A 22,192-nucleotide genomic window follows, 5' to 3' on the forward strand; every position below is an offset into this window, starting at 1 on the left:
AAATAAGGAACGACCCCCAAAGCGGACAGACAGCCACTGTCCGCAGAGGGGGTTGTTTCTTTGCCGCCGGAGCGGTTATTTTTCGGCCTCCGCCAGATAATACGATATCCTGTTTTGCCCGCCCTGCTCGGTTCTTTCGATGGAGTCAATGACAATATTCCGGAATCCGGCTTCCGACCAGAGAGCCTGAATCTCCTGCTCCCCGAAAAAATGGACCGTGCCCCTGTGGGCCAGATTCCCCGCGGTAATTTCCCGGTAAGTATTTTCTTCCAGCTTCTCCCCTGTACCGTAGGTCATTCCCGCCTTGAACAGGCCGGTGGAGAAGAATTTGCCGCCCGGCTTCAGCACGCGGAAGCATTCCTGTAAAATCATTTTTATGTTTTGGACCGTATTGCCGTTGATCATGGCCGAGTCCACCAAACCGTCGAAAAAGCAATCGGAATAGGGCATACCGGCGGCATCGCTGACACAGATACGGGCGCGCAGCCCCTCCTCCCGCATTCTTTCCCTGGCTTTAAGGACGGCCGTTTCCGAACCGTCGAAAGCGTAAACGTCAAAGCCCTCTCTGGCCATGTACCAGGTGACGGCCCCCGTTCCGCAGCCGGCGTCCAGCAGTTTTATCCGGGTCCGGTCGCCTTTGTAAAAATTCCTCGCGACAAAGCGGATGACTTCTTCGCCGGGGTACCTGCCCCATTCCTGATTTTGAAAAATCTCTTCCCATGCCGGGTCAAAGCTGTCCATTTTCGTTCCCCCTATCGTCGAAATCATCTTGCGGTTCCCTGCAAAAAGCCCGCCGCATACTATATATATAGCTTAGTGTCATGTACCCTGAAACACGGGCGGCAGGGATTAAGAAGGATATTTTCTGCCCAACCGCATGGAAAGCCCAAGCCCCCGCCCGGTCCTGCAGCCGCTGACACGGGATACCGCCCGCAAACGGGAAATTGACACTGAAAAAAGAAAGAAGGATATCAATGGCATTACAGTTATTCAAACTGGTTATGGCCGGTGCAACCGAAACAGTGCCGACACAGTCGAGGTATTTTGGAACAACCTCTGCGGATATCACCATCACCTCCACTGTTTCCTACACCATAGCGCCCGGCAGTCTGGTGGATGACGACGGCGCCACGGTAGCCGAGATAACGACCGCAACCGATAACAACGGTTTCTATATGTTATTCATCAACGGCACACTGACTCAGTCCGGTATGTACACCGTCGATTCCGCGGCCGGCATTACCATCGGCAACGCCGCGCTCACCGCACCGGTCACCATTCTGGCCAGTTCCCCCATTACTTTGGGTGTAACCAACTTCGCGCCGGTCACTTCCATCACCGGCTAAACGGAGTACACGGCCGTTTCCCACCGAACAGCCGCCCCCCTTGTTCCGCTTTCGCAGGCACGAAGAGGATGCGTTTTACCGCGCATCCTTTTCATTATCCATTGCGTATCTCTTCCCTCTCTCTGGATATCCGTTCGCTGTACGGGTATTTCCGGCGTCCTTCCTCCAGCCTGCACAAAACATAGCTTCTGCATATCCGGTCGAGCAGCCGAATCAGTTCCGCCGTTCTCCCCTGCTGATCCAGCAGGGCTCCGGCTTCCGTTTCCTTTCCTTCCAGCCACAGAATCCCGACCCGGTAGGCGAGCGCGGCGGGGTAACTCTTTTCCCCCGCAGCCGTCTGGGAAAAAAATGCATAGGACTGTTCAAACAGGCAGCTCTGAAAATGGATCAACCCGTAAATAAAGTAGACAAACTCCTCCCGGTGGCAGAACCATTCTCCTTCCGGCACCCATTCCGTCTGTTCCAAAAAGTCACGGAAGCGGTCCGGCGCTTCTTTAAACAGCGCCTTCACCTTTTTTTGTGCGTATTCGTTCAGGAAATCCCGTTGCAGCGCCCGCAGATAAGCGCACAGGGCCATCTCCCCTTTCTTTTGTCTTTCATAAAAATCTCCGATACGATTGTGTATTTCCCCGTTTGCAAGGTTTGCATCGTCCTCACCGAAAGCGCCTTCGCCCGATTTCGCCGCCGGATCCAAGCTGTGATAAAACCGTAACAGCGCATCGTCCGGCCGGTCCGGCGCGGGGAAAGCTTCGCCTTCTTCGCTCTCCTGCGTCCCTCCCCGCAAACTCCGTATCCATTTTCCCAGCTTCTCCATAAAGAATCTGGCCCAAAGCACATACTCCAAATCCCCTATGGACTGCGGTTTGCCCAGCTGCATCACCTTTTTCGCCGTTTCCAGAAGACCGTCGGACAGCAGCTGCTCTATGACCTGCCGCTTGAACGCGATCTGCTGTTCTTCACCGGAAACATGGCCGAAAATTGTCCGGAGCATTGGAAACCGGTCCTGCCGCGCCCATTCCTGCGCAAGGCTCATCATGCCTTCCCCGTCCGCCGACGCAAGCAAAACCGGCAGTAGGACCGACGCTTTTTCCTGCCGGCCCAGCCAGAGAAGATGGTTGTGAAGCCGGACCGCCGTTTCAGCCTCCGGCCGCCCGAGCGCCCGGGTCCCCGTCTGCCTTCCGGTAAACAGGTCCTGAATCAGCCGGAACAGGGACTTTAACGGCGCGTCGATCTCCTGCACGCCGTCCATTTCCAGAAGCAGCCGCTGTGCCTGCGGCCAATCGTCGCGAAACCAGCAGTTTTCTATCCGCCGCAGCAAAAGCTCGCTGTAAAAAGAGCTGTTCCCGTCAACGGCCGAAAAATCCTCCACAGCGTCCCCCAGCATCAGGCTGCAGGAAAGGCGGATGCTTTCCGTCTGCTCCCCTTTTCCCAGCAACGATTCCAGGCATTCCAGATTTTTTAGAATTTTCGGATACTCCCGCTGCTGGAAAAGAATATCCGTCAGTATCATCAGCCGCCGCGGATTTTTTTGCCGGACGGACTGTTCCCACAGGTTTTCCATGATTTCCGGCGAACCGGTCTTTTGGGCCAGCCGCCCGACGGAATACAGAAGGCTGTCATCCGCACCGTCCCGCTCACAGGCCCTGCAGTAACAGCGCAGCGCCTGACGGTCGTTGCACAGCCGCTCATGGAGCTCTCCCAGCGTTTCAAACAGAACGGCGCTGTCGATCTCCGGCCCCGGCACGCAGGTATCGGGCTGCTCCCTGATTTTCATACAGGCTTTCAAGTCCTGAAACGCTTCCCCATACCGTTCCAGCTGTTTGTGCAGCTCCCCGCGCAGAATCAAAAAATCCGAGTAAAAAGGGAAGTTTTCAACGCCCTCGTTCAGGATTTTCAGCGCTTCCTCATACCGCTGCAGGCAAAGATAAGCCCAGCCCAGGCATTTCAGTAAATGGGGGGCGAAGAGCTCCCCGAAGCTCGCACCGGCGTACGCCGCCTGTAAATACGGAAGGCTCTCCCCGTACTGCCGGCGGTTCAGAAGCTCGATACCGGCCAGATACTGTATATAACCGTCCTGCGGATGCTCTTCCAAATCCTTTGAAAGGAGAGGGACCCGCATATCGAGTTCCCTGGAAAGCACGGAATCATCCCTGTGTACAACCGTAACGGGAGCCAGTTCCAGCGCGCCGAGCAGCTCATCCGGAATTTGCTCGAACGACCGGTACCGGAAGCGGTATTTCCCGCGGTTCCGAAACAAACGGAGCGACTGTACGGGGGAGGAAACGGAATGTTCCTCCGAGGGATTGTTCACATGAAACAGATACCCTTCCACGTTCGGATTGTCCAGAAGCGGAAGGATTCTTTCCACGTGCTCTTCGCGGATCTTTTCGCCCGGCTGCAGGAACAGGACCCATCTTCCGTTTGCGTGATCAAGGCAGAAATTTTTCGCTTCGCCGCAGCTGTCCCCCCATTTCATCTGATAAACCTTCGCGCCGAGCCTTTGGGCAAGCGCGGCCGTCCCGTCGCGGGAACCGATATCGACGACAATGGTTTCGTCGGCGACACCCTGAAGCTCTTCAAAGCACGCGGAAAGGAATTCCTCATCGTCTTTTGTAACCATGCACAGGCTCAGCCGTTTTCCTTCCTCCATGATCAGGACGCTCCTTTCCGCGTTTCCCGGAGCAGTTTATACGTCCGGGCCGCCGAATCGTACTCGCCGAGCTGATAGAAGGAATCCCCCATCTTTTCGATCGCCTTTTCATCATGAGGGCAAAGCGCAAGATACGCCCCATAGACGGCGGCGGCTTCCTTCCACCGGAACCGGGTGCCCAGCAGGGCTGCGTAATTATAAAGGATATCCTGATCGGACGGGTCCAGCTCATATGCCTTTTTCAAATACCTTCCGGCATTTTCCCAATCCTCCATCTGATAGAGCAGCACCCCGATCCCGTTGAGGAGCCGGGGATTTTCCGGCTCCTTCAGGAAAAGTCCGAGTTTCCGCTGCAGGTCATTCAGGCTGTTCATTTTCCGCCCCCTCCGTTTCGTTTTCCAGTTCATCCAGCACCCTGTTCAGTTCCTCCACAGCGTTTTCCAGATGGACCGAGACACTCTGGCAGACAACCTGCAGATGGCTGAAAAAATTATACTGCAGCTTGAAAACCTCTGTGATCTTCTCCGGCGTATCCGGCGGTCCCAGCCGGTTCATCAGATAATAATAGACAAAGAAAACCTGCTGCAGGAAGCAGCGGTACATAGCGTCCGAAAGAAAGAGCTGATACCGCTCCCAATTTTTCCGGTATGTCCGGTCAAGCAGCGCGCGGTATTTTTCGCTGTCTTCCCCTTCGTTCAGCCGGACCATCCTTTTGCAGTCCAGCCGGGCGCCGACCGCCTCCCCGACCAGATTCCTGTACAGGCCCGCATAGGTTTCCACCGCCGTGATAAACTGCGCAAGACGTTCCCGCCTTTCGGGAAGAGACAGCTTTTCCTTATTCTCCAAAATAAATTCATTCATACGGCAGGGAATGGGCTGCGTACAGTATTCCTGAATCACCTGACTCAGCTTTTCGCAGGCCGTTCCCTCTATTTTGGCCCCGCCCTCCGTGGCGTTGAGAAAACGGATTTCCGGATGGGCGGCGATCTTCATTTCCAGCCCTAATTTGAAATCCGACCACAGCCAGTTGGAGGGAAGCTTCCTGCCGTTGTTTCCTTCCACATAGACGACGGGCATCGCCTGTAAGATTTCCTTCGCTTTTTTCCCTTTTTCCTCATTGTAGGCCGCGCCCCTGCTGTGGGTGGCGCCCCTGGGGCCGTAGGCAAAATCCTGCCCCACAAACACGATGGGATTCGCGCCCAGATACGCGGCGAGTTCCAAAGCGAGGTGGGACACATTGGCGCCCGCTTCCAGCGCGCTTTCGTCCCCAAGGTGCCGGTTGAACCAGTCGTTTAAAGCCTCCCCTTTCCGGAACACGGGAATCCGGGGGCCGGGGAAGGAGGGAAAAACCCTTTGATCGACCAGCGCGAGGCAGATTAAGGCCATGTCCTTTGGGTAATCCCTGTTTTCAAAATGATAGGTATAGGTTTCCGGAGTGCGCTCAATGATGGTCAGGATATCCGGTTCAATGTGATTTTTCATCAGCGGAACGATGGCGGACTCCACCGAGATCACCAGCCCTTTTCCCCGGATTTTTTTCAGCTGTTTCATATTTTTATCCAGCGACGGACCGTTGGCGACAATGAACGCGGGAACATTTTTGTACCGGTCCTTCAGACAGCTTAAATACGGGTTTCGCAGCACTTCCCCGGCATTTCCCAGCAGATTGCAAAACCCGATCAGATTGTCCATATGGTCGTTTCCCGTATAGAATGTAAACAGGGACAGCCTCGCATAGACATACCTGTGGATTTTCAGATACTGCTCCCTGAAATTCCGCCTTGCGGCAAGGGTAAAGGCAGGGGTGGGATAAGTGCAGCTGTAAAAAACAATGCTGAGAAACAGCTGGTCGAAGGCCCTGGCGAAATGGCCGCTGTCACCGATGAAAATCATGATTTTGCGCGTCTCGATGATCGGCGTCAGGTCGAAATAATACAGCATCGCTTTAAAAAGGTACAGGTCTTCCTCGAACAGGATCACCAGCGTGTTGGGCCTTTTTTGCGCGAACACCTCAAACAGCGGATAGCCGAAGCCGCTGCCGTACAGAAAGATGCAACCCGTTTCACGCTCCCGGAGGGATGCGTACCACTGCTGTGCTTCCTCAGCGGGCCGCGCGCCCGTGATCCGGAAGCTGTTTTCCCCCTGATGATACCGGCAGACGGGGAGTCCCTCCCCGTTGTAGCGAACCTCTATTTTCCGCCACAGCTCCTCTTCCTCTATTTTTGTCAGGGAGTCCTGTATCCACGGAGCCAGGAGCCGCAGATTTTTTTCATACGTCTCCCTTGTTTTATCCTCTGGGGCTATCGTCATTTTCCGTCACACCCCCGATCCATTTCTCAGTCAGCGGATAAACCGTGAATTCCAGCGCGTCGGTCAGGGCGGTCACATCCTGCGCGCGCAGATACGCGGGCAGCTCTTTCAGGGCCTCCAGCAATTCCTCTATTTCTATTTCCGGTTCTCCCACGTATTGTAAATAATCGAGGATGCTTTCCAGATCATCCAGGCTGTTCAGGAATTCGTCAAGCCCCAAGTGGTCCTCTCCCCTTCTGAAATGACCGACGGACGAACGCAGGGATTCCCGGAACCGGCCGTTCCGCTCACAGAGCGGAGTGAACTCATTCATGGCCGACGTCTCCTTTGTAAATCAATTCTTTCCAGGCGGATTGCTGGTACGTTTCCAGATTGTTCAGGGTAAAAGAGACCGTCCCCCGCATTTTGGCGTCGAAATCATCCGCTGTTTTCTGTTCTTCCTCCATTTCCTCCTCCGTCAGAAATACCTCCCGCAGCAAAACGGACTGCTTCCGTATTTCAGCCAGCAGCCGCTTCATTTCCGTAATCTGAAACGCTTGCCGAAATATGTCCGCAGTCCGTTTGCGCAGTTCCTCCGTATAAAGCTCACAGCCATCGTGAAAATTTTCTCTGATTCTCATATGCTCCCTCCCGTCGTTTCCGTAACCGGGGGCTCCCCTTTGCGGCCCGGCCGCGTTTCATCGGAACACCCCGGGAAAATCCAGATTTGCCTGATGAAAATCCTCCGGCTTTCCAATATCGATCCAATATTCCCGAATCGGGAAAATGCAGACCGGTTCCTTGTTTTTCAGCATATTTTCCAGCAGACGGTTCATGTCAAAATAGGCATTCGGAATGCCGCTCAAAACCTCGGGGTTCAGCACATAAATCCCCGCGTTGATAAAGCTGGCGTAAACGGGTTTTTCGTCAAACCCGATCAGCCTGTCTTTATTGACTTTCACCACCCCGTACGGGACCTGAAAATCGTAGGTCGCCACGGCGACGGTCGCCCGCGCCCGACGGCTCAGGTGAAAATCGAGCAGTTGCTCAAAGCTCAGCTTTGTCAGGATATCCCCGTTGACGACAAGCACCGGCCGGTCTGTTTTTACCGGAAACAGGCTCAAAGAGCCCGCCGTCCCCATCACGTCCTTTTCCATAATATACCGGATCTCCGCGCCCCATTTGGAACCGTCGCCGAAATAATCCCGGATCTGTTCCGACAGGTAGTTGACCGAAAGGCAGAACTGATAAAATCCCTGCTTGATAAACTGGTTTAAAATGGTTTCCAGCACGGGTTTGCCGCCGATTTTCAGCATCGGTTTCGGGCAGCCGTCCGTCAGCGGGCCGAGCCGTTTCCCCTCTCCCCCCGCCATGATCACGACCCAGTTCTCGTTTCTGGACAACTGGATCAGGTCGTCGATCCACTCGACCCCCACTACCCGGCCCGCGCCGTCCACCACGGGAAGATGCCGGAGCTTATTGACTTTCAGAATATTCAGGATGCTCGTTTGATCCTTCATTTCGGGGATCGTAACCGGATGGGGGTTCATAATGTCTTCCACCGGGCAGCTCAGCGGAATGCCCTTCAGGATGCCCCGGCGGATGTCCCCGTCCGTAACCGTACCCAGCAATTTTCCGTCCCGGTCCGTTACCACGGCGATCTGCCGGGAGCTCGCATCGATGATTTCAATGGCCTTCTGAATTTTTGTATCCGGTGATATTCGTATTTTTTCCCAGTCGTTCATGGCGTGCCCCTGTCCGTGCAGTATTTTTAATAAACAGTTGTTCATTATATGCCGGAATCTCTGTTCCCATTATATTTTTCGGGGCATTTTTGGTGACAGGGCATGTCGTCGGATCTTCCTCCGCCTTACATCCTGCTGACATAGTCGTACAGCTCTTTGAACTCCTCCTGAAAGAAATAGCACGCCAGTATTTCCAGAAGATTGAAGTCGTCCTCGCAGTCAAGGTCCAGCACCGCGGTGTCCCGCATCAGGAAAACATCGAATTTTCCGTCAAGGGGGGACAGCTTCAGCCTGCTGTACAGGCTGTTTCGCCGGTAGCAGTAGATGGACGCGTTCATGTCGTAGACCTTCGGCGCCTGCTGCCGCGCCGTAAAGCCGCCGTCCAGCACCTTCCTCATTTCCCCGTCCCTTTGTTCCACCATGTTGAAATAGGGATTCCTTCTGGAGGGAACCACGGAGAAAACAACATCCGTATCCGGATTTCTCACGGCTTTCTCCAGCGCGGATTCGATGTCCGCGGTCTTGCGGAAGGGCGACGTGATATCCAGATCAACGACATAATCGTACTGTCTTCCGGATTCCTGCTCCATCTCGTGAAGCGAGTACCGGATGGCCGGAAGCTTGGGCGACACATCCAGGGCAAGCTCCTCCGGCCTTTTGATGCAGATTGGGCCGTAAGGTTCGGCCATTTTCAAAAGCTGGTCGCTGTCGCTGCTGACACAGACGTCCACCGTATCAAAACGGTGCTTTCTCTTAAAAAGACAGGCCGCCGCTATGGAATAATCGATCAGCGGTTTCCCGAAAAAGAGCCGCATGTTTTTATTTGGAATTCCTTTTGAACCGGCTCTGCCGCAGATCGTAATCAGAATGTTCATAGGACCTCCTTTCCCAAAGCAATATTTAAAATTGCCTGACAGCGGCGAAGATTGCTGTACGGAGTTCTGTCGCAAATATGATCGATAAAAAAGCGCATTTCCCTGAGATAGCTTTCATTTTCCTCTTCCTCAAAGCGAAGCCGTTCCCTGCCGTCCGTAAACGAGACGGTGTTTGCCAAAAGATCGCCGGTAATGGTGCCGGCTTCGGTAAAAAGCTCTATTTCGCGCCTCGGCACCCTGCCGAAATAGTCCAGATGCACCTCGACCGCTTTATCCGGGTACCGAGCAAGGTAGACCGCCAGGTCCCCGCTATTGATTTCAAGGCGCGAATATTTCCCTAAAACGCTGGAAACCGTTTGCGGAAAGCCAAACAGGGCGACCAGATAATCCCACTCATGAATCAGGTCCAGCGCGACGCCGCCGCCCAGCTCCTTTCTGGCGCTGTACACCAGCCGGTAGTCGGCGCCCGGCCGCCAGTCCGGCAGATAGCTGGAACAGATGACCCGGACGCTGTAAACCTGTTCTCCGGGTAAAATTTCCCCAAGCTTTTGAATCACGGGCGAAAACCGCAGCGGCCCCGCGACATAATACACGCCCCGGGGGTTCAGGTGCAGGGCTTCCAGCCGGTAATCCCCGCCGTCAAACAGCGGCTTCTCAATGAACAGATGCTTTGCTCTGCCCGCCATTGCCCGGATTGCGGCATAATGCAGGCTGGTGGGGTTGGTGATGAAGGCGATGTCATAATCGCTGTCGAGCTCCTCTTCCCCAAAAAGCTGTCCGGCGAGAAGCGCTTCCGTTTCCCGGTCCAGCGCCGCGCCGGTTTTTCTCAGCGCGTAGATTTCCAGCGGGAGGTTCCGCCCGCGGGCAACGGCGGTCAAATTCCGGAGGTGCCGTTTTCCTATGGAACCCAGCCCGCAGAAGCAGACCTTCAAGGCCCTGTCCCCTCGATTCTGTCGATCAGCCGCAGGGTTTTCCGGTCCTCCTCAAAGGTATACCGTTCCCTGTTTTTTCCGTCGGTTATTTTATCGACAAATACCCTGAGCTCCTTCAGATAAGCGTTTTCCGTGATCGTCTCCGCATACTTTTCATCCCTGAGCACGCTGGAGCAGGTCTCTATTTTCTCCGTCCTTTTTTCCTCTATATTGTACCGGTACAGGCTATCCGGCGTTCCGTCCCAGGTAAGGTGCAGCTTTTCCGAATAGACCAGAAGGTTCCGTTCCGCTTTTCTGGAGACGACATCCACGATCCAGATTCCCTTGTTCCCGTTTCGATGTTCCAGCACAACAAAATAATTATCGGGGTACCCGAGCTCCAGCGAGGAGAGATGATCTTTGAAAACCGTAAGCCGCCTTATCTTCCCAAAGGTATGCAGAATCCACGGCAGTTCAATCGCAAAAATCTCCCGGCAGGCGCTGGTTCGCGGGTCGCTCACGAAAAAATCGCGGTAGTTTTCCCACGGATGCCAATCCGGCAGGTACTGGCCGACATGGTACCGGTAATTCACCCTTTCCGGCTGCTCCAGAACACAGTCCCTGATCTTTTCGATCTCCCCCCGGTAAAGCAGGGTGGAGGATAAAAACAGTTTGACCCGGTGCTCTTTTGCGGCCTGCAAAATCTCCTCATACCGGTCTGAAAGCAAATTGATTTCACTGAAAATGTGCAGTCCCTTTTTCACGCAGTCCAGAATGACGGCGCTGTGGCCGGCCGGGGGAGTGCAGATTAGAGCGGCGTACGGCTTTTCCCGTTCGGCCGCCGTGGAAGCGTCCGCGTAAACGGGAATGCCGAAAAGCGCCTGGGCCTGGGCTCTTCTCTCTTCCCGGATGTCGGCCCCGCATACCGTGATGCCGTCAAAGTGGTTTAAGAGCAGTCCAATCCTCCTTCTGCCCATGGAGCCCAGACCAATCACCAGAAGCTTCATCGCAAATTTCCTTTCCGAATACGGCCGTAAAATCCGCTCCCGCCTAAAACTCAATCTCTTCGTCTTCCTCAAAATTCCGGACGGCCTTCGCTCCCAGAACATCATACCAGCGCATCGGCGAAATCCCCGTCCCCGGCCTTTTCGCCGTGATATTGTCCCCGGTAAACACCTCTCCCTTGAAAATCTTGCGGGAAGCGACGATGCTCTTTCTGACGATGCCGCGGTTCTCCCTCTCGGAATCCGTCACATGCTTTTCCCCGCTGCCGAGCGCCTGCTCGATATTGCGGATGTCCCTGACCATCCTGCAAAGCTCATCCGGCTCTATGCTCGCCCGGTGGTCGGGGCCCTCCATCCCGCGGCTCAGCGTGAAATGCTTTTCGATGACCCGGGCCCCGAGCGCCGCGGCGGCAATGGGAACCTCGATTCCCTGCGAATGGTCCGACAGCCCCACCGGCAGCCCCAGCTGTTCCTTCAGGGTCTGCATGGCGCGCAGGTTTACGTCCCTCATGGGCGTCGGATACTGCGTGTTGCAGTGCAGCACCGTAATATCTTTTTTCGCGTTCCTTTGCAGGACGGAGACGGCGTCCCGGATTTCCCAGAGCTCGCTCATGCCGGTCGACAGAAAAACAGAGCCGGGCAGCCCGGCGATGGTTTCCAGCAGCGGCAGATTCGTGATCTCGCCCGAAGGGATCTTGAGGATTTTTATGCCCAGGGAGGATAAAAACCGGGCGCTTTCCGTGTCAAACGGAGTGGACAAAAACCCGATCCCCGCCGCGTCGCAGTGGTCCTTGAGCCGCCGGAAATTCTCAAAGGGCAGTTCCAGCTTTCTGACCATGTCCAGCATGGATTCTTCCGGGCCGGTGGTCTCTTTCTGATACGCCGCCTTCTTTGCGTATTTTGATATGATCGCTTCGCTTTTCCAGGTCTGGAATTTTACATAGTCCGCCCCGGCCTCCGCGGCGGCGTCAATCAGCCGGCAGGCCAGATCGATTCTGCCGTTATGGTTCACGCCCGCTTCCGCCACGATCAGTGTTTTTTTCATTTGCCCTGCCCCCGTTACGCCCGGTACTGGATCAGTCGGCCGTTGTCCGGGCGGAAGTCTTTGTCCGAAGCCGCGCGGATATCCAGCAGCTCCCGATAGGCTTCTTCCCAAAAAATATTCCGCCCGATATAAAAATCCGCCAGGCCTTTTTTATGAAAGGATCTCTTGAATAGAAACAGGCTGTCCTGCGCCTCTACACCGCCGCCGAGGTGAAACTGCCGGTATCCGTTTTCAGCCCCCCAGCACGCCGCCGTGTAAAGCAGCAGGTTATTGGGCGACAAAGAAAGGGAGTCCCTCTGCGCCGCGGAAAGATGATAGTGCATCCGTCCGTTGCAGCACAGGATGATTGCGGAACAGATGGTTTCACCGTCCAGTACCGCGTAAAACAGGCGGCAGCAGTCGGCCATATTGGTAAAAAAATCGTTGAAGAATTCCTCGCTGAAATAATAATAGCCGGCAGCATTCCTTCTGTGCATGGTATCGTAATACAGCCGGACAAAGGTCCGCCGCGCTTCCTCATTTTGGCCGTTTTCAATCCGGATATGATTTTTCAGCGCTTTACGAACAGCGCCCCGGCACCTCGATTCCAGATTGGCGTCGATGACGGCCTTATCGGAAGTATCGATGAAAACGGTCTGCCTGTTTTTCCACAGCTCGCAGCTTTCCTCAAAAACCCTGTGATTCTGAAGGAGAGGGTGGAAACGGATGAACTGCGACACGATCCGGGCCGAGCGGCAGTAATCCGTAAGCTGCCTGAAAAAATCCCCGATCTCCCGCCCGTCAAAGCCGTCTGTCAGCGGCCCGCCGTAGCCGTAGGGCGTCGACCAGTCAAAATACCGCCCCTGCTCCAGAATTTGGCCGTAAGGGGGAGATCCGGCGATATCCCTCTGCTGCACAACGTAGCAAAGCCGCATCTTTTCCCCGCGATAAGAAAGCAGAAGCGGATCGCCGTCCCCCGTATAGCGGAAAGCGGAAACATATCCGCTGAGATAGTACACGTCGTATCGGGGAAAGGAACGGACGATTGCGTCCCAGTTTTCCCGTTTTTCAAAAGGAATGATCTCAAGAGTCCCCATTGTTTCCTCCCAGTCCGGAAAGCCCGGATTCCCCATGCCGGATTTCCGCACACCCCGCCTGATAGAAATGCTTTTTCAGCAGGCGGCGATAATCCGGAACGGACCGGAGCGCCCTGACGATTTTTTGCGCGCTGCCGCCCATGCCGTACGGATTGACTGCGTCCGAGCAGTCTTTTGTAAACGCCGCCCGAACCGCTTTCTCTATTTCCTGCCTTTTCGCAGCGCAGTGGATAACGGAAGAAGCAAAAAGCCTGCCCTTTTGACGGTCGCCGATGTCGACCGTCGGCTTATGAAAAGAAGGGACCTCGTAAACCCCGCTGGAGGAGTTCCCAACCACCGCGTCCGCCTGGGCGATCAGGCTGAAATAGCGCGGCTGCCCCAGGGACGGAAACACGGCGGCGTTCGGATGGCAGGCCGCAAAACTGTCCAGCAGGCGGATGATTTCCCGCCCCTGCGGGTCGGCGTTCGGCTTTGTGAAGATCAGCCCCACGTCGGGGCTGAGGCCGTGCAGCGCCGCCGCCAGCTCCCGGAACTGCTCCCCGGAGCTTTCGATGTCCAGCGTGACGGGGTGAAACGTAATCAGCAGATTCCTTTTTAGAAACCGGAAGGGAAGCGACTTTTCCAGCTCGGTGCGGCTCATTTTAGGCAGGGAAAGAATCCGGTCGATTCCAAGGCTGCCGACATTGTAAATACGGGACGGGTCCTCGCCCAGCTGCCTGACCCTCCGATCAGCTTCTTCGTTGGTCACAAAATGAAGCTGGGACATCTTTGTAATACTGTGCCGGATGGCCTCGTCAAAGGCGCCCTCCGTCGTATCCCCCCCGCCGATATGGGCGATAGGGATTTTCGCGAAGAGCGCGGCCTGGGCCGCCGCCAGCATTTCGTAGCGGTCGCCCGTCGCCACCAACAGGTCTGGCTTCAGCTCCGAGAAAGCGTCCGCGAAGCCGATCACGCCGAGCCCCACGGACTTGGCGATTCCCGCCGGGGTATCGCTCGACAGAAGCGTCTCCACCTTTTTATCGATGGAAAAGCCGTCCTCCTCAATTTCCCGGTATGTCAGCCCGAATTCCGGCGACAGGTGCATTCCCGTCGCGATTAGCTGGACCTGAAATTCCGGCGCTTGTTCCAGTTCCTTTAAAAGGGGATTCAGCAACCCGTATTCCGCCCGCGTCCCCGTAACAATGCAGATTCGGCGCACGGCGGCGCTCATGGACTTTCCCCCAGACGGGCGCTGCTGGGAACGTTAATGATCCGCTGTTCCAGGCTTTCCGCCGCGGACAAATCCATATGGGGACAGTCCTGAAACATCGGTAATTCACTCATTAAAGTCCAGGCCGGGCGGGTCAGGATTCCCTGCCGGTTGGTTTCGGAAAGGATACGGTCGCGAAGGGCCATATCCTCCCGGTCAAGAAGCAGGGCGTTCAGCCAGTAATTGCTCTTCGCGTAGGACGGTTCGCGGAAAAAGGCAATCCCGGGGACATCCGAGAAAGCCTGCCGGTATTTTTCGGCAAGAGCCCGTTTCTTTCGGATAAACCCGTCCAGCTGCTCCAACTGGGCGCATCCGAGCGCGGCGTTGATGTTCGGCATCCGGAAATTATACCCGACGCAGTCATGGAGAAAAGCCCACCGGTGCGGCAGCTTTGCGGTGGTGCTGATATGTTTGGCCAGCTTGGCGAGTTCTTCGTCGTTCGTCAGGACGGCCCCGCCCCCGCCGGTGGTGACGATTTTATTGCCGTTGAAGCTGAGGGAGGAAAGCTTTCCGAAATTTCCGGTGTGGACGCCCTGATAATAGGAGCCCAGGGACTCCGCGGCGTCTTCGATCAGCTCCAGCCGGTATTTTTTACACACCTCTGAAAGCGGGTCAAGGTCGGCGGGATGGCCGAACGTATGCACGGCGATCACGGCCCGGATCGGCCGTCCGGTGATCCGGTTGCGGCAGCAGCCGTCCTTCTGGCCGGCTGTTTTCGCAAGATAGGCGTCCAGCTTCGCGGGGTCGGCCCCCAGCGTATCCGGATCGCTGTCTATAAAATGAGGGATGGCCCCGCAGTAGCACACCGCGTTCGCCGTGGCGACAAAGGTCAGCGCGGGGACAAGCACCTCGTCGTCCCGCCCGATCTCTGCCAGCCTGAGGCACAGATACAGAGCGGCCGTCCCGTTGACCACCGCCACGGCGCGCCTCACTCCCGTGAACTGGGCGAGCCGCTCTTCAAACCGGTCCACATAGCTTCCCGCGGACGACACAAAGCCCGAGTCGAGGCAGTCCCGCACATACTCCCATTCCCTGCCGCGAAAGCAGGGCTCGTGCAGCGGAACGGGCTTCTCCGCCCCGTCCAGTACTTCTTTCAGCGCAGAAAGGATCGCCGAAAGGTCCTCGTTTTTTGCCGTACTCATAGATTATACCTGTCGGTCTTATACAGCTTCAGATGTTCGGGATCGCTGAACCATTCCGCGGTCTCTTTCAGTCCCCGTTTCAGCCCCTCCCTGCCCGCGTACTCCGGCTTCCAGCCGAACAGCCCGGCTGCTTTGGCGGTATCCGCGCAAAGGCGCTCCACCTCGCTTTTTTGTGGGCGCACCCGCTCGGGGTCGGTTTCTATTTCGATTTCGGCCCCCATCACCTCCGCGATGAGCCGCGCCGTTTCCCCTATGGAAACCTCGTAGCTGCTGCCGATATTGACGACCTCGCCGACCGTCGCGTCGCACTCGGCGGCTTCTGTCAATCCCCGCACCGTGTCCCGGACATAATTGAAATCCCTGGTGGGGGTCAGGGAACCGAGGCGGATTTTCCGTTTGCCCGCGGCGATCTGGGTGATGACGGTCGGGATGACCGCCCGGGCCGACTGTCTGGGTCCGTAGGTGTTGAACGGGCGGACGACGGCGACCGGCGTGTGAAAGGAATCATAAAAAGAAAGAGCCAGCTGGTCGGCTCCGGTCTTTGACGCGGCGTAGGGGGACTGCGCGTGCAAAGGATGGGTTTCCGGTATGGGAACCGCCCGGGCCGTCCCGTAGACCTCGCTGGTCGACGTGTGGATGATTTTTTCCGTCCCGAGCTCCCGCGCCGCCTGCAAAACGTGAAAGGTTCCCTTTATATTCGTGTCAATATATGCACCGGGAGAATAATATGAATAAGGGATCGCTACCAAAGCGGCCAGGTGAAAAACAACGTCGCAGCCTTCCATTGCCTGTTTCACCCGGTAAGGATCCCTGATGTCCCCTTCCAGCACTTCCAGACTGCTTTTAATCTCAGCCGGGGACTGGTCGAGCCAGCCCCAGGAGTTAAACGAATTGTAACAGACAAAGGCGCGGACACAGGTTCCTTTTCTGACCAGACCTTCCGTCAGGTGGGAACCGATAAAACCGTCCGCGCCGGTAACCAGAATTCTTTTCCCATTGAAGTTCATCTTATTCCTCCTGACAAAGTTACCGCTATTCTATAATATATTCCGCCACATAAAAAATAGAAGTAATTCCCCTGGAGAATGTCGGCGTTTGCAAAATGGAGTGAATCCTATGTTAAAAAGTAAATTCCCCCTGATTACCTGCCGTTTAACGGATAAAAACGGAAACGCCTTAAACCCATATGAACCGGGCGCGGTTCGCTATACGGAGCTATCGTCCCAAAATGACCGTCCTCAGGAGCAGATCAGGCTCCCGGACGGGAAAACAGCCGTCCAAAGCATTGTGACCGTTCTGCTGGAGGGCTTCGTCACTGTGTCTCTGGACGGGAGCACGATGTCGGCCCCTCTTCCGTTCAGCATCATCCGGTGTATTTCCCTTTACGCGCCCCAAGGGACTCTGCTCCATTTTGCGGTAAGCAGCTTTCATTGCTGTGCCGTGCCGGTTTGTCCCAAAAGCGGCGCCGGTACCGACCGGGTCAAAATTTTTATCTATATCGACACCGCCGCCGATTCCAGATTAAAAGTAAACCTCCGGATTCCGGAGGTGGATTCTTCCCTTACGGTAAAAAGCGCGGTCTGCATCCATGCCGACAGAATCTACGATTCTGTCCTTTTCAAAAGCGGAACCTCCCTGTATTATCAGAGCATGACCTTAAAAGCGGAGATTTACCAGTACAACGCTTTATCGGACGGAGTCAAAAAAGCATACACCAATCAGGACGAACTCACCCAATACGGTGACAGGGGGATTCTGTCCCCGCGGGAAGTCTCCTACTGCAACGTGTTTGTGAACGGGGTTCTGCAGCCAAAGAAAAACTACGTGATCACAAAAGGCCTTCTGCAGCTGACAACGAAAAACGCGCCCGCCGCAGGGCAGGCGGTGATGATTTTGTTCGTCACCCTCCGAAACGACTCCAATCAGAAGATGACGGTCGTCAACGATCAATACAACGCCGTTTCCGACGGCACGAAAAGGATCTTCACAAATGGGGATGAACTGAAAAAATACGGCGTCCGGGGCATCCCCGACCCGAAAGAGGTCTCTTACTTCAATCTTTATGTCAACGGTGTGCTGCAGCCGACCGGAAACTATATCGTCCGCAAAGGGCTTCTGGAGCTGACCACGACGGACGTTCCCGAAAAAGGACAGCTGGTCATTCTGGAGGCGCTGGTCATCAGGGACCCGGACGGCCACCTTTTCAAGACGGAAACCTATCAGTTCAACGCCCGCTCCAGCGAGAAAAAGATCTATACCGGTCAGGATCAGCTGCTGATGTACGGTGACAAAGGCATTCCGGACCCGAAGCAAAGCGCCTATCTGAATCTGTTTGTCAACGGCGTCATTCAGCCGGACGTCAATTACGCGGTTCAAAAGGGCTATCTCATTCTGAAAACGCAGGACGCCCCCATAGAAGGGGCTCCCATTTCCCTGCAGTATATCGACCCCCGCCCCGAAGGGCCCGTGCGCGGATACGATATTTCCGATTCCGCTTTCCGAAGGTGGATCAGAAGATACTCGGAAGTGCCGGAAAACGAGCTTGCTTTCCTGCGGGAGTTCGGAACGATTCAAAAGCAGCTCGAAGTATCAGAAAAAAACGGAAGCATTCCGAAACAGGAACGCCCCGCTTTGTAATTAATCATATATCCAATAACGCGAGGGACTGTTTCGCAACAGTCCCTCGCGTTTCCATGGTTTTTTTCATCCGCACACCGGTTCCAAACGCGATTTCAGCACATCCTCGCGGTAAGGAATGGAGTCGGCCGCACCCATTTTCGACACCGCCATGGACGACGCGACGGACGCGACGCGCAGCGCTTCCGGAATGGTGTTTCCGTTGAGATAGGACGCCAAAAAATAACCGGTGAAGGTGTCTCCCGCGGCTGTGGTGTCGACCACCTCCACCCGATAGGTCCCGTGCGCGTATCTGTGCGCCTGATCTCCATAAATAACGCCCGCTTTTCCGAGCGTCAGGACCACCTTTGCGTTGGGATAACGGCGCAGCATCTCCTTCATCATTTCTTCCGGCTCCTTTTTTCCCGTAATCTGCGCTCCCTCAATTTCATTAATGAGGAAAACAGATACCTTCCGGAAATCACATTCGGACAGGGAGCTGTCGAACGGAGACGGGTTCAGCGCAATCTGCATCTTTTTCTCATAGGCCTTGTCAATGATATCGTCGACAAGATTGATTTCATTCTGCAGCAGCACGAGGTCTCCTTCTCCGAAGTCCGCCAGGACCTCGTCTACAAATTCTTTTGTGTTCCGCCGGTTGGCGCCGCCGAACAGGACGATGCTGTTCTGACCCGCCCCGCTCACCTGAATGACCGCGTGACCGGTTCTCCGATCCACCGTGCGGATGTACCGGCAGTCAATGCCGTTTTCTCGGCAGGCATCCCGCAACCGTTCCCCATCCGGCCCCACCATCCCCGCGTGGCAGACCTCGGCCCCGGCTCTGGCCAGCGCCACGGACTGGTTCAGCCCTTTTCCGCCGCAGAACAGCTCCAGTTTGGTGGAAAAGATGGTTTCCCCCTGCTGAACGATATGATCGACGGAATACACGTTATCGTAATTGAGAGATCCGAAATTCAGCACCTTCATAAAAATATCTCCTTTAATCAAATACCGGCACGCGCGATTTTCAGCGGTGCCGGTATTGCCGTGTCAGATTTTAATTTTTCCGGCCGTATTCAGGGGAGGCCGTCTGTAAGACAAAGGAAAGCTTATTTCATGTTTGCAAGAAGCTTTTCGATCTTCTTTTTGTTTTCCGCATCCAGATCGCCCAGCGGCTTGCGGGGCAGGCCCACGTCCAAGCCCTGTGCGGTCAGCGTATATTTGCAGATTTCCTGCCAGTGCGGAACGCCGTTGACCTTGTCGTTGAAGAAGTAGTCTATGTAATCCTGCATATTATATTGCTCGGCGATCGCTTTGTCAACATTCTTTTCCTTGCAGGCGTCAAGCAGCGCGCGGCACTGTTTGGGAAGAACCGCCGGGAAACCGGACAGCCAGCCGTCCGCGCCGGCGAGCAGGCCCTCCATTGCGCAGTAGTCGTGGCCGTAAAACACGCTGAGCCTGTCGCCGCAGTAGTACTTCAGCTCGTGGACTCTGTTCGGGTCGCCGTGGGCGGCTTTAATGGACTGGATGGTGCCATCGTCGACCAGCGACTGTACTTCGTTATGGTTGAGCTCGTAGCCCGCGAACCAGGGGTTGTTGTAGATCATGATGTCGATGTCGAGGGCGGCTCTCAGATCGCGGAAGTGCTGTAAAACGGCTTTCTTGTGGGGATTGAGGTAGAACGGAAGAATCACCATGACGCAGTCGGCGCCCTGCTCCTGAGCAAATTTACTCATCTTGATGGTGTTCAGCGTGTCGTATCTGCCGGTGCCGCAGACCAGCGGAACCTGACCGCCGAGAAAGCTTGCGACGTGAGCGATAATTTCCCTCTGCTCCTCCATATTCATCGCGATGTTTTCACCGGTGCTGCCGCACACGGAAATGGACTGTGCGCCGTTGTCCAGAAGCCAGGTCAGGTATTTTTCCATGCCCTTTTTGTTGTAGGTCTGATCTGCGTTCCAGATTGTCATGGATGCCGGAGTTAAGCCATAAGCCTTTTTGATTTTTTTCATTGTGTTGCTCTCCTTTTTTATTTTTAATCAGCCTCTCTGCTTGCTGATTAATTACATATTTAAAATTAAAAATAAAAAATTTTTAATTTTATAAAAATGAAGCGGCTTCCGCCACTTGGATTTTTGATATACCGCCCGCACGGATTTGCGCCTTTGCGGCGCTGTTACTCCCTGTCGCTCAGGCGGCTGACGATTTTTTCGGCGGCCGTGTTGATATGGAAGTCAATCACTTCCTCCGCCGCCTTGTAATCGTAAACTTTTAATGTGCGGAGCAATTGAAAATGCTCGTCGACCGCGATGGACTGCTGATCCTCTCCGTGCGGCGCTATCAGGTAACTGGACACCTCGAACTGGCCCTGCACTTTTACGTATACGCTGTCCAGACATTCGTTTCCTCCGCATTTAACAAGCTGTTTGTGAAAAAGCATATCCAGCTTGCGCGACTCGGCGATTTTGCCTTCAATCAGCGTACAGGCGCATCGGTCGGCAATCTGGGTCAGCTCCGTGATGCGAATGCTTTCATTGGAGCAGATCTGTTTGATTGCAAACTTTTCCAGAAGGAGCCTTACCGAACAGATATCATAAATCTGTTCCCGGGTGAACTTCGGAACGACGACCTTGCCGCTGTTGGTAAGCGTCAGCATTCCTTCCACGCTCATCGCCTTGACCGCCTGAATGATCGGCGTGCGGCTTATTTCGTATTGTTCGGCAATCTCGTCGATAAACAGCTGCTGGCCGGGGACCCATTCCCCGTTGATAATGCAGTCCTTCAGTTTGTCGATTACAATCAGATCCAGATTCTTTTTTACTGACATGTACACTCACTCATTAACTTTCTTAGGATATATTTATCATAGCATTTTCAGATATCCATGTCAATAAATAAATTTAAAATAAAAAATTTTTTATTTTGTATTATCCAGCATCCAACCCGCTCAAAGAAGAAAACCCTTTTCGTCAAACTGCATTTCTTCCGGACCGCCGGCCAGTTCCACGTCTTCCCTGTCCCGGATTTCTTCATACAGCGCTTCCGACACCTGAATCCGGTCCAGAGAAAGCGTATTTTTGACTCTCGCGATGCGGACGCGGTCGAAGCGGGTCCCGTTGCAGGTCCGGATACAGAGGAGCAAGGCTTCCCGGTCGTTGTTGGCGTACATCGGGATACGCCCGGCGTTAAGCACCGTCGCGGTGACGGCGTTTATCCAGGTAGGCTCCCAGTCGACCTCGTTCAGGCAGCGGCGGGTAGAAATATCCGCCATTGCCAGCCCGCTGCCATTGTGATGGGTTTCCCGCGTCAGTCCGCGGATAAACAGCTTTTTGGCGTGGAATTCGCCGGGAAACCCTTCGGAGGTATTCCTCCCCACAATATTGGGATCATAGCCGTTTCCGCTGATATTTTTTCCGATTTCGTCAAGGATGAGGACGTCGCAGTCCTCAAATTTGAATTTGGGCATCCTCCTTTTGGCGACCTCCAGCAGTTCAGCGTCCTTTTGAAGGAGCCCTTCCTTTTCGCAGACTTCCAGACTGCAGATTTCGTCATATGCGTTCTGCACCACTCCGACCGCAAAAACGACGGGGGCCTTTTCCAGAAATATCTGCACAATTTTGGGGATCAGTTCCGCAAAGCGTCCGAACCCCTCCATATGGAACATGGACGCCCCTTTATGCTTTGCAAGCCCGATGGCAATCATCTTCGCCATCCCGCTTTCGTGCTTTCCCCTGAAATTCGTGTGCGGCTTGACTTTATTGAACACGACGATCCCGTCGGACTCCCATGCGTTTCTGTCGCAGTAAAGAGGGGTTCCGTCCGGCAGCTCGCCGTACCGGACTACCTCCATGGAAGAAAGGATGGGTACCCCTATGGATTCCTCCGTGACGTGGTACCCCGCAAGCAATTCCCTCTGGCCTTCGGCGGTCGCACCGCCGTGGCTCCCCATTGCGGGAACAAGGAACGGCTGCGCCCCCCATTCTTTCAGAATACCGCAGACGGTTTTCAGTATCAGCACCAGATGGGGAATCCCCCGGCTGCCCACGGTCAGGCAGATCCGCCTGCCGCGGAAACGCTCCCTGTTTTCCAGATTGTTCTCCATCTGGAAACGGATGTGCCGTGCGAGATCCGTAATCTTACCGGCATCATATTTCTGCCGGATGGTCACCATTTTCGGGATGACGACATGCTCCATTCCCTGAACCGTCAGATGGACTTCGGGAAAATCAATATACATCGTCGGT

Annotated in this window: 21 protein-coding genes; 2 read left to right on the forward strand and 19 right to left on the reverse strand. The window is 54.9% G+C overall.

Annotated elements, in window-relative coordinates; translation table 11 throughout:
- Positions 1-75 precede the first annotated feature (75 nt).
- Positions 76-741 carry a class I SAM-dependent methyltransferase gene (locus ACRQV7_RS12440; protein ID WP_444658378.1) on the reverse strand — a complete coding sequence of 222 codons (666 nt, stop codon included), beginning with the start codon at positions 739-741 and terminating at the stop codon, positions 76-78.
- 233 nt (positions 742-974) lie between these two features.
- Between ACRQV7_RS12440 and ACRQV7_RS12445 the strand changes: the two genes are divergently transcribed.
- Complete coding sequence (locus ACRQV7_RS12445) at positions 975-1,346, forward strand: DUF4183 domain-containing protein (RefSeq protein ID WP_275715242.1); 372 nt, start codon at positions 975-977, stop codon at positions 1,344-1,346.
- Between the two features lie 94 nt (positions 1,347-1,440).
- On the opposite strand, the gene ACRQV7_RS12450 is transcribed toward ACRQV7_RS12445, so the two are convergent.
- The 14 genes from ACRQV7_RS12450 to ACRQV7_RS12515 all read right to left on the reverse strand — a co-directional run bounded on the left by ACRQV7_RS12450 (position 1,441) and on the right by ACRQV7_RS12515 (position 16,339).
- Positions 1,441-3,996: a glycosyltransferase gene (locus ACRQV7_RS12450; protein WP_444658379.1), complete on the reverse strand. Its 2,556-nt coding sequence runs from the start codon at positions 3,994-3,996 to the stop codon at positions 1,441-1,443.
- Between the two features lie 2 nt (positions 3,997-3,998).
- Positions 3,999-4,370, reverse strand: coding sequence for a tetratricopeptide repeat protein (locus ACRQV7_RS12455; RefSeq protein WP_444658380.1), 372 nt, complete (start codon positions 4,368-4,370; stop codon positions 3,999-4,001).
- Positions 4,354-6,306 carry a motility associated factor glycosyltransferase family protein gene (locus ACRQV7_RS12460; protein WP_444658381.1) on the reverse strand — a complete coding sequence of 651 codons (1,953 nt, stop codon included), beginning with the start codon at positions 6,304-6,306 and terminating at the stop codon, positions 4,354-4,356. Before ACRQV7_RS12460 ends, ACRQV7_RS12455 begins: the two co-directional genes overlap by 17 nt.
- On the reverse strand, positions 6,284-6,619 hold the full coding sequence (locus ACRQV7_RS12465; RefSeq protein WP_444658382.1) for a hypothetical protein: 336 nt from the start codon (positions 6,617-6,619) through the stop codon (positions 6,284-6,286). The genes ACRQV7_RS12460 and ACRQV7_RS12465 overlap by 23 nt, the downstream gene beginning before the upstream one ends.
- Positions 6,612-6,926, reverse strand: a complete 315-nt coding sequence (locus ACRQV7_RS12470) for a hypothetical protein (protein ID WP_444658383.1) — start codon at positions 6,924-6,926, stop codon at positions 6,612-6,614. Before ACRQV7_RS12470 ends, ACRQV7_RS12465 begins: the two co-directional genes overlap by 8 nt.
- A 57-nt stretch (positions 6,927-6,983) precedes the next feature.
- Entirely contained in the window at positions 6,984-8,030 is a 1,047-nt protein-coding gene (locus ACRQV7_RS12475) for a nucleotidyltransferase family protein (protein WP_444658384.1), read from the reverse strand.
- Between the two features lie 125 nt (positions 8,031-8,155).
- Positions 8,156-8,905 (reverse strand): acylneuraminate cytidylyltransferase family protein, encoded by a 750-nt coding sequence (locus ACRQV7_RS12480; protein WP_444658385.1) that lies wholly within the window; start codon positions 8,903-8,905, stop codon positions 8,156-8,158.
- Positions 8,902-9,837, reverse strand: a complete 936-nt coding sequence (locus ACRQV7_RS12485) for a Gfo/Idh/MocA family protein (protein ID WP_444658386.1) — start codon at positions 9,835-9,837, stop codon at positions 8,902-8,904. The genes ACRQV7_RS12480 and ACRQV7_RS12485 overlap by 4 nt, the downstream gene beginning before the upstream one ends.
- Positions 9,834-10,877 carry a Gfo/Idh/MocA family protein gene (locus tag ACRQV7_RS12490; protein WP_444658387.1) on the reverse strand — a complete coding sequence of 348 codons (1,044 nt, stop codon included), beginning with the start codon at positions 10,875-10,877 and terminating at the stop codon, positions 9,834-9,836. The genes ACRQV7_RS12485 and ACRQV7_RS12490 overlap by 4 nt, the downstream gene beginning before the upstream one ends.
- The gene (gene neuB / locus ACRQV7_RS12495) at positions 10,867-11,865 is read right to left on the reverse strand and encodes an N-acetylneuraminate synthase (protein WP_444658388.1); all 999 of its coding nucleotides are present in this window, start codon (positions 11,863-11,865) and stop codon (positions 10,867-10,869) included. The genes ACRQV7_RS12490 and neuB overlap by 11 nt, the downstream gene beginning before the upstream one ends.
- Before the next feature lie 14 nt (positions 11,866-11,879).
- The gene (locus ACRQV7_RS12500; RefSeq protein ID WP_444658389.1) at positions 11,880-12,941 is read right to left on the reverse strand and encodes a GNAT family N-acetyltransferase; all 1,062 of its coding nucleotides are present in this window, start codon (positions 12,939-12,941) and stop codon (positions 11,880-11,882) included.
- Positions 12,928-14,151: a UDP-N-acetylglucosamine 2-epimerase gene (neuC, locus tag ACRQV7_RS12505; protein WP_444658390.1), complete on the reverse strand. Its 1,224-nt coding sequence runs from the start codon at positions 14,149-14,151 to the stop codon at positions 12,928-12,930. Before neuC ends, ACRQV7_RS12500 begins: the two co-directional genes overlap by 14 nt.
- Positions 14,148-15,332 carry a LegC family aminotransferase gene (locus tag ACRQV7_RS12510; RefSeq protein WP_444658391.1) on the reverse strand — a complete coding sequence of 395 codons (1,185 nt, stop codon included), beginning with the start codon at positions 15,330-15,332 and terminating at the stop codon, positions 14,148-14,150. The genes neuC and ACRQV7_RS12510 overlap by 4 nt, the downstream gene beginning before the upstream one ends.
- Positions 15,329-16,339, reverse strand: a complete 1,011-nt coding sequence (locus ACRQV7_RS12515; RefSeq protein WP_444658392.1) for an NAD-dependent 4,6-dehydratase LegB — start codon at positions 16,337-16,339, stop codon at positions 15,329-15,331. Before ACRQV7_RS12515 ends, ACRQV7_RS12510 begins: the two co-directional genes overlap by 4 nt.
- A gap of 109 nt (positions 16,340-16,448) precedes the next feature.
- On the opposite strand from ACRQV7_RS12515, the gene ACRQV7_RS12520 reads away from it, so the two are divergent.
- Complete coding sequence (locus ACRQV7_RS12520; protein WP_444658393.1) at positions 16,449-17,969, forward strand: DUF4183 domain-containing protein; 1,521 nt, start codon at positions 16,449-16,451, stop codon at positions 17,967-17,969.
- A gap of 66 nt (positions 17,970-18,035) precedes the next feature.
- Here the strand turns inward: ACRQV7_RS12520 and ACRQV7_RS12525 are convergent, their stop codons facing one another.
- The 4 genes from ACRQV7_RS12525 to ACRQV7_RS12540 form a co-directional block, all read right to left on the reverse strand.
- The gene (locus tag ACRQV7_RS12525; protein WP_444658394.1) at positions 18,036-18,935 is read right to left on the reverse strand and encodes a ribokinase; all 900 of its coding nucleotides are present in this window, start codon (positions 18,933-18,935) and stop codon (positions 18,036-18,038) included.
- Positions 18,936-19,057: 122 nt separating this feature from the next.
- A complete protein-coding gene (locus tag ACRQV7_RS12530) occupies positions 19,058-19,960 on the reverse strand; it encodes a dihydrodipicolinate synthase family protein (RefSeq protein ID WP_275715208.1) in 903 nt (300 codons plus the stop codon).
- A 164-nt stretch (positions 19,961-20,124) separates the two neighbouring features.
- The gene (locus tag ACRQV7_RS12535) at positions 20,125-20,775 is read right to left on the reverse strand and encodes a GntR family transcriptional regulator (RefSeq protein WP_444658395.1); all 651 of its coding nucleotides are present in this window, start codon (positions 20,773-20,775) and stop codon (positions 20,125-20,127) included.
- Between the two features lie 120 nt (positions 20,776-20,895).
- Complete coding sequence (locus ACRQV7_RS12540; protein ID WP_444658396.1) at positions 20,896-22,185, reverse strand: lactate racemase domain-containing protein; 1,290 nt, start codon at positions 22,183-22,185, stop codon at positions 20,896-20,898.
- Positions 22,186-22,192: the final 7 nt, after the last annotated feature.

Origin of the sequence: Caproiciproducens lactatisolvens (genome assembly GCF_052443335.1) — a bacterium.
GTDB lineage: Bacteria > Bacillota > Clostridia > Oscillospirales > Acutalibacteraceae > Caproiciproducens.

What these genes read in the sequence shown, in the direction of transcription:
- ACRQV7_RS12440 (WP_444658378.1), bottom strand. Translation starts at nt 741, where the DNA reads ATGGACAGCTTTGACCCGGCATGGGAAGAGATTTTTCAAAATCAGGAA.
- ACRQV7_RS12445 (WP_275715242.1), top strand. Translation starts at nt 975, where the DNA reads ATGGCATTACAGTTATTCAAACTGGTTATGGCCGGTGCAACCGAAACA.
- ACRQV7_RS12450 (WP_444658379.1), bottom strand. Translation starts at nt 3,996, where the DNA reads ATGGAGGAAGGAAAACGGCTGAGCCTGTGCATGGTTACAAAAGACGAT.
- ACRQV7_RS12455 (WP_444658380.1), bottom strand. Translation starts at nt 4,370, where the DNA reads ATGAACAGCCTGAATGACCTGCAGCGGAAACTCGGACTTTTCCTGAAG.
- ACRQV7_RS12460 (WP_444658381.1), bottom strand. Translation starts at nt 6,306, where the DNA reads ATGACGATAGCCCCAGAGGATAAAACAAGGGAGACGTATGAAAAAAAT.
- ACRQV7_RS12465 (WP_444658382.1), bottom strand. Translation starts at nt 6,619, where the DNA reads ATGAATGAGTTCACTCCGCTCTGTGAGCGGAACGGCCGGTTCCGGGAA.
- ACRQV7_RS12470 (WP_444658383.1), bottom strand. Translation starts at nt 6,926, where the DNA reads ATGAGAATCAGAGAAAATTTTCACGATGGCTGTGAGCTTTATACGGAG.
- ACRQV7_RS12475 (WP_444658384.1), bottom strand. Translation starts at nt 8,030, where the DNA reads ATGAACGACTGGGAAAAAATACGAATATCACCGGATACAAAAATTCAG.
- ACRQV7_RS12480 (WP_444658385.1), bottom strand. Translation starts at nt 8,905, where the DNA reads ATGAACATTCTGATTACGATCTGCGGCAGAGCCGGTTCAAAAGGAATT.
- neuB (WP_444658388.1), bottom strand. Translation starts at nt 11,865, where the DNA reads ATGAAAAAAACACTGATCGTGGCGGAAGCGGGCGTGAACCATAACGGC.
- ACRQV7_RS12500 (WP_444658389.1), bottom strand. Translation starts at nt 12,941, where the DNA reads ATGGGGACTCTTGAGATCATTCCTTTTGAAAAACGGGAAAACTGGGAC.
- neuC (WP_444658390.1), bottom strand. Translation starts at nt 14,151, where the DNA reads ATGAGCGCCGCCGTGCGCCGAATCTGCATTGTTACGGGGACGCGGGCG.
- ACRQV7_RS12510 (WP_444658391.1), bottom strand. Translation starts at nt 15,332, where the DNA reads ATGAGTACGGCAAAAAACGAGGACCTTTCGGCGATCCTTTCTGCGCTG.
- ACRQV7_RS12515 (WP_444658392.1), bottom strand. Translation starts at nt 16,339, where the DNA reads ATGAACTTCAATGGGAAAAGAATTCTGGTTACCGGCGCGGACGGTTTT.
- ACRQV7_RS12520 (WP_444658393.1), top strand. Translation starts at nt 16,449, where the DNA reads ATGTTAAAAAGTAAATTCCCCCTGATTACCTGCCGTTTAACGGATAAA.
- ACRQV7_RS12525 (WP_444658394.1), bottom strand. Translation starts at nt 18,935, where the DNA reads ATGAAGGTGCTGAATTTCGGATCTCTCAATTACGATAACGTGTATTCC.
- ACRQV7_RS12530 (WP_275715208.1), bottom strand. Translation starts at nt 19,960, where the DNA reads ATGAAAAAAATCAAAAAGGCTTATGGCTTAACTCCGGCATCCATGACA.
- ACRQV7_RS12535 (WP_444658395.1), bottom strand. Translation starts at nt 20,775, where the DNA reads ATGTCAGTAAAAAAGAATCTGGATCTGATTGTAATCGACAAACTGAAG.
- ACRQV7_RS12540 (WP_444658396.1), bottom strand. Translation starts at nt 22,185, where the DNA reads ATGTATATTGATTTTCCCGAAGTCCATCTGACGGTTCAGGGAATGGAG.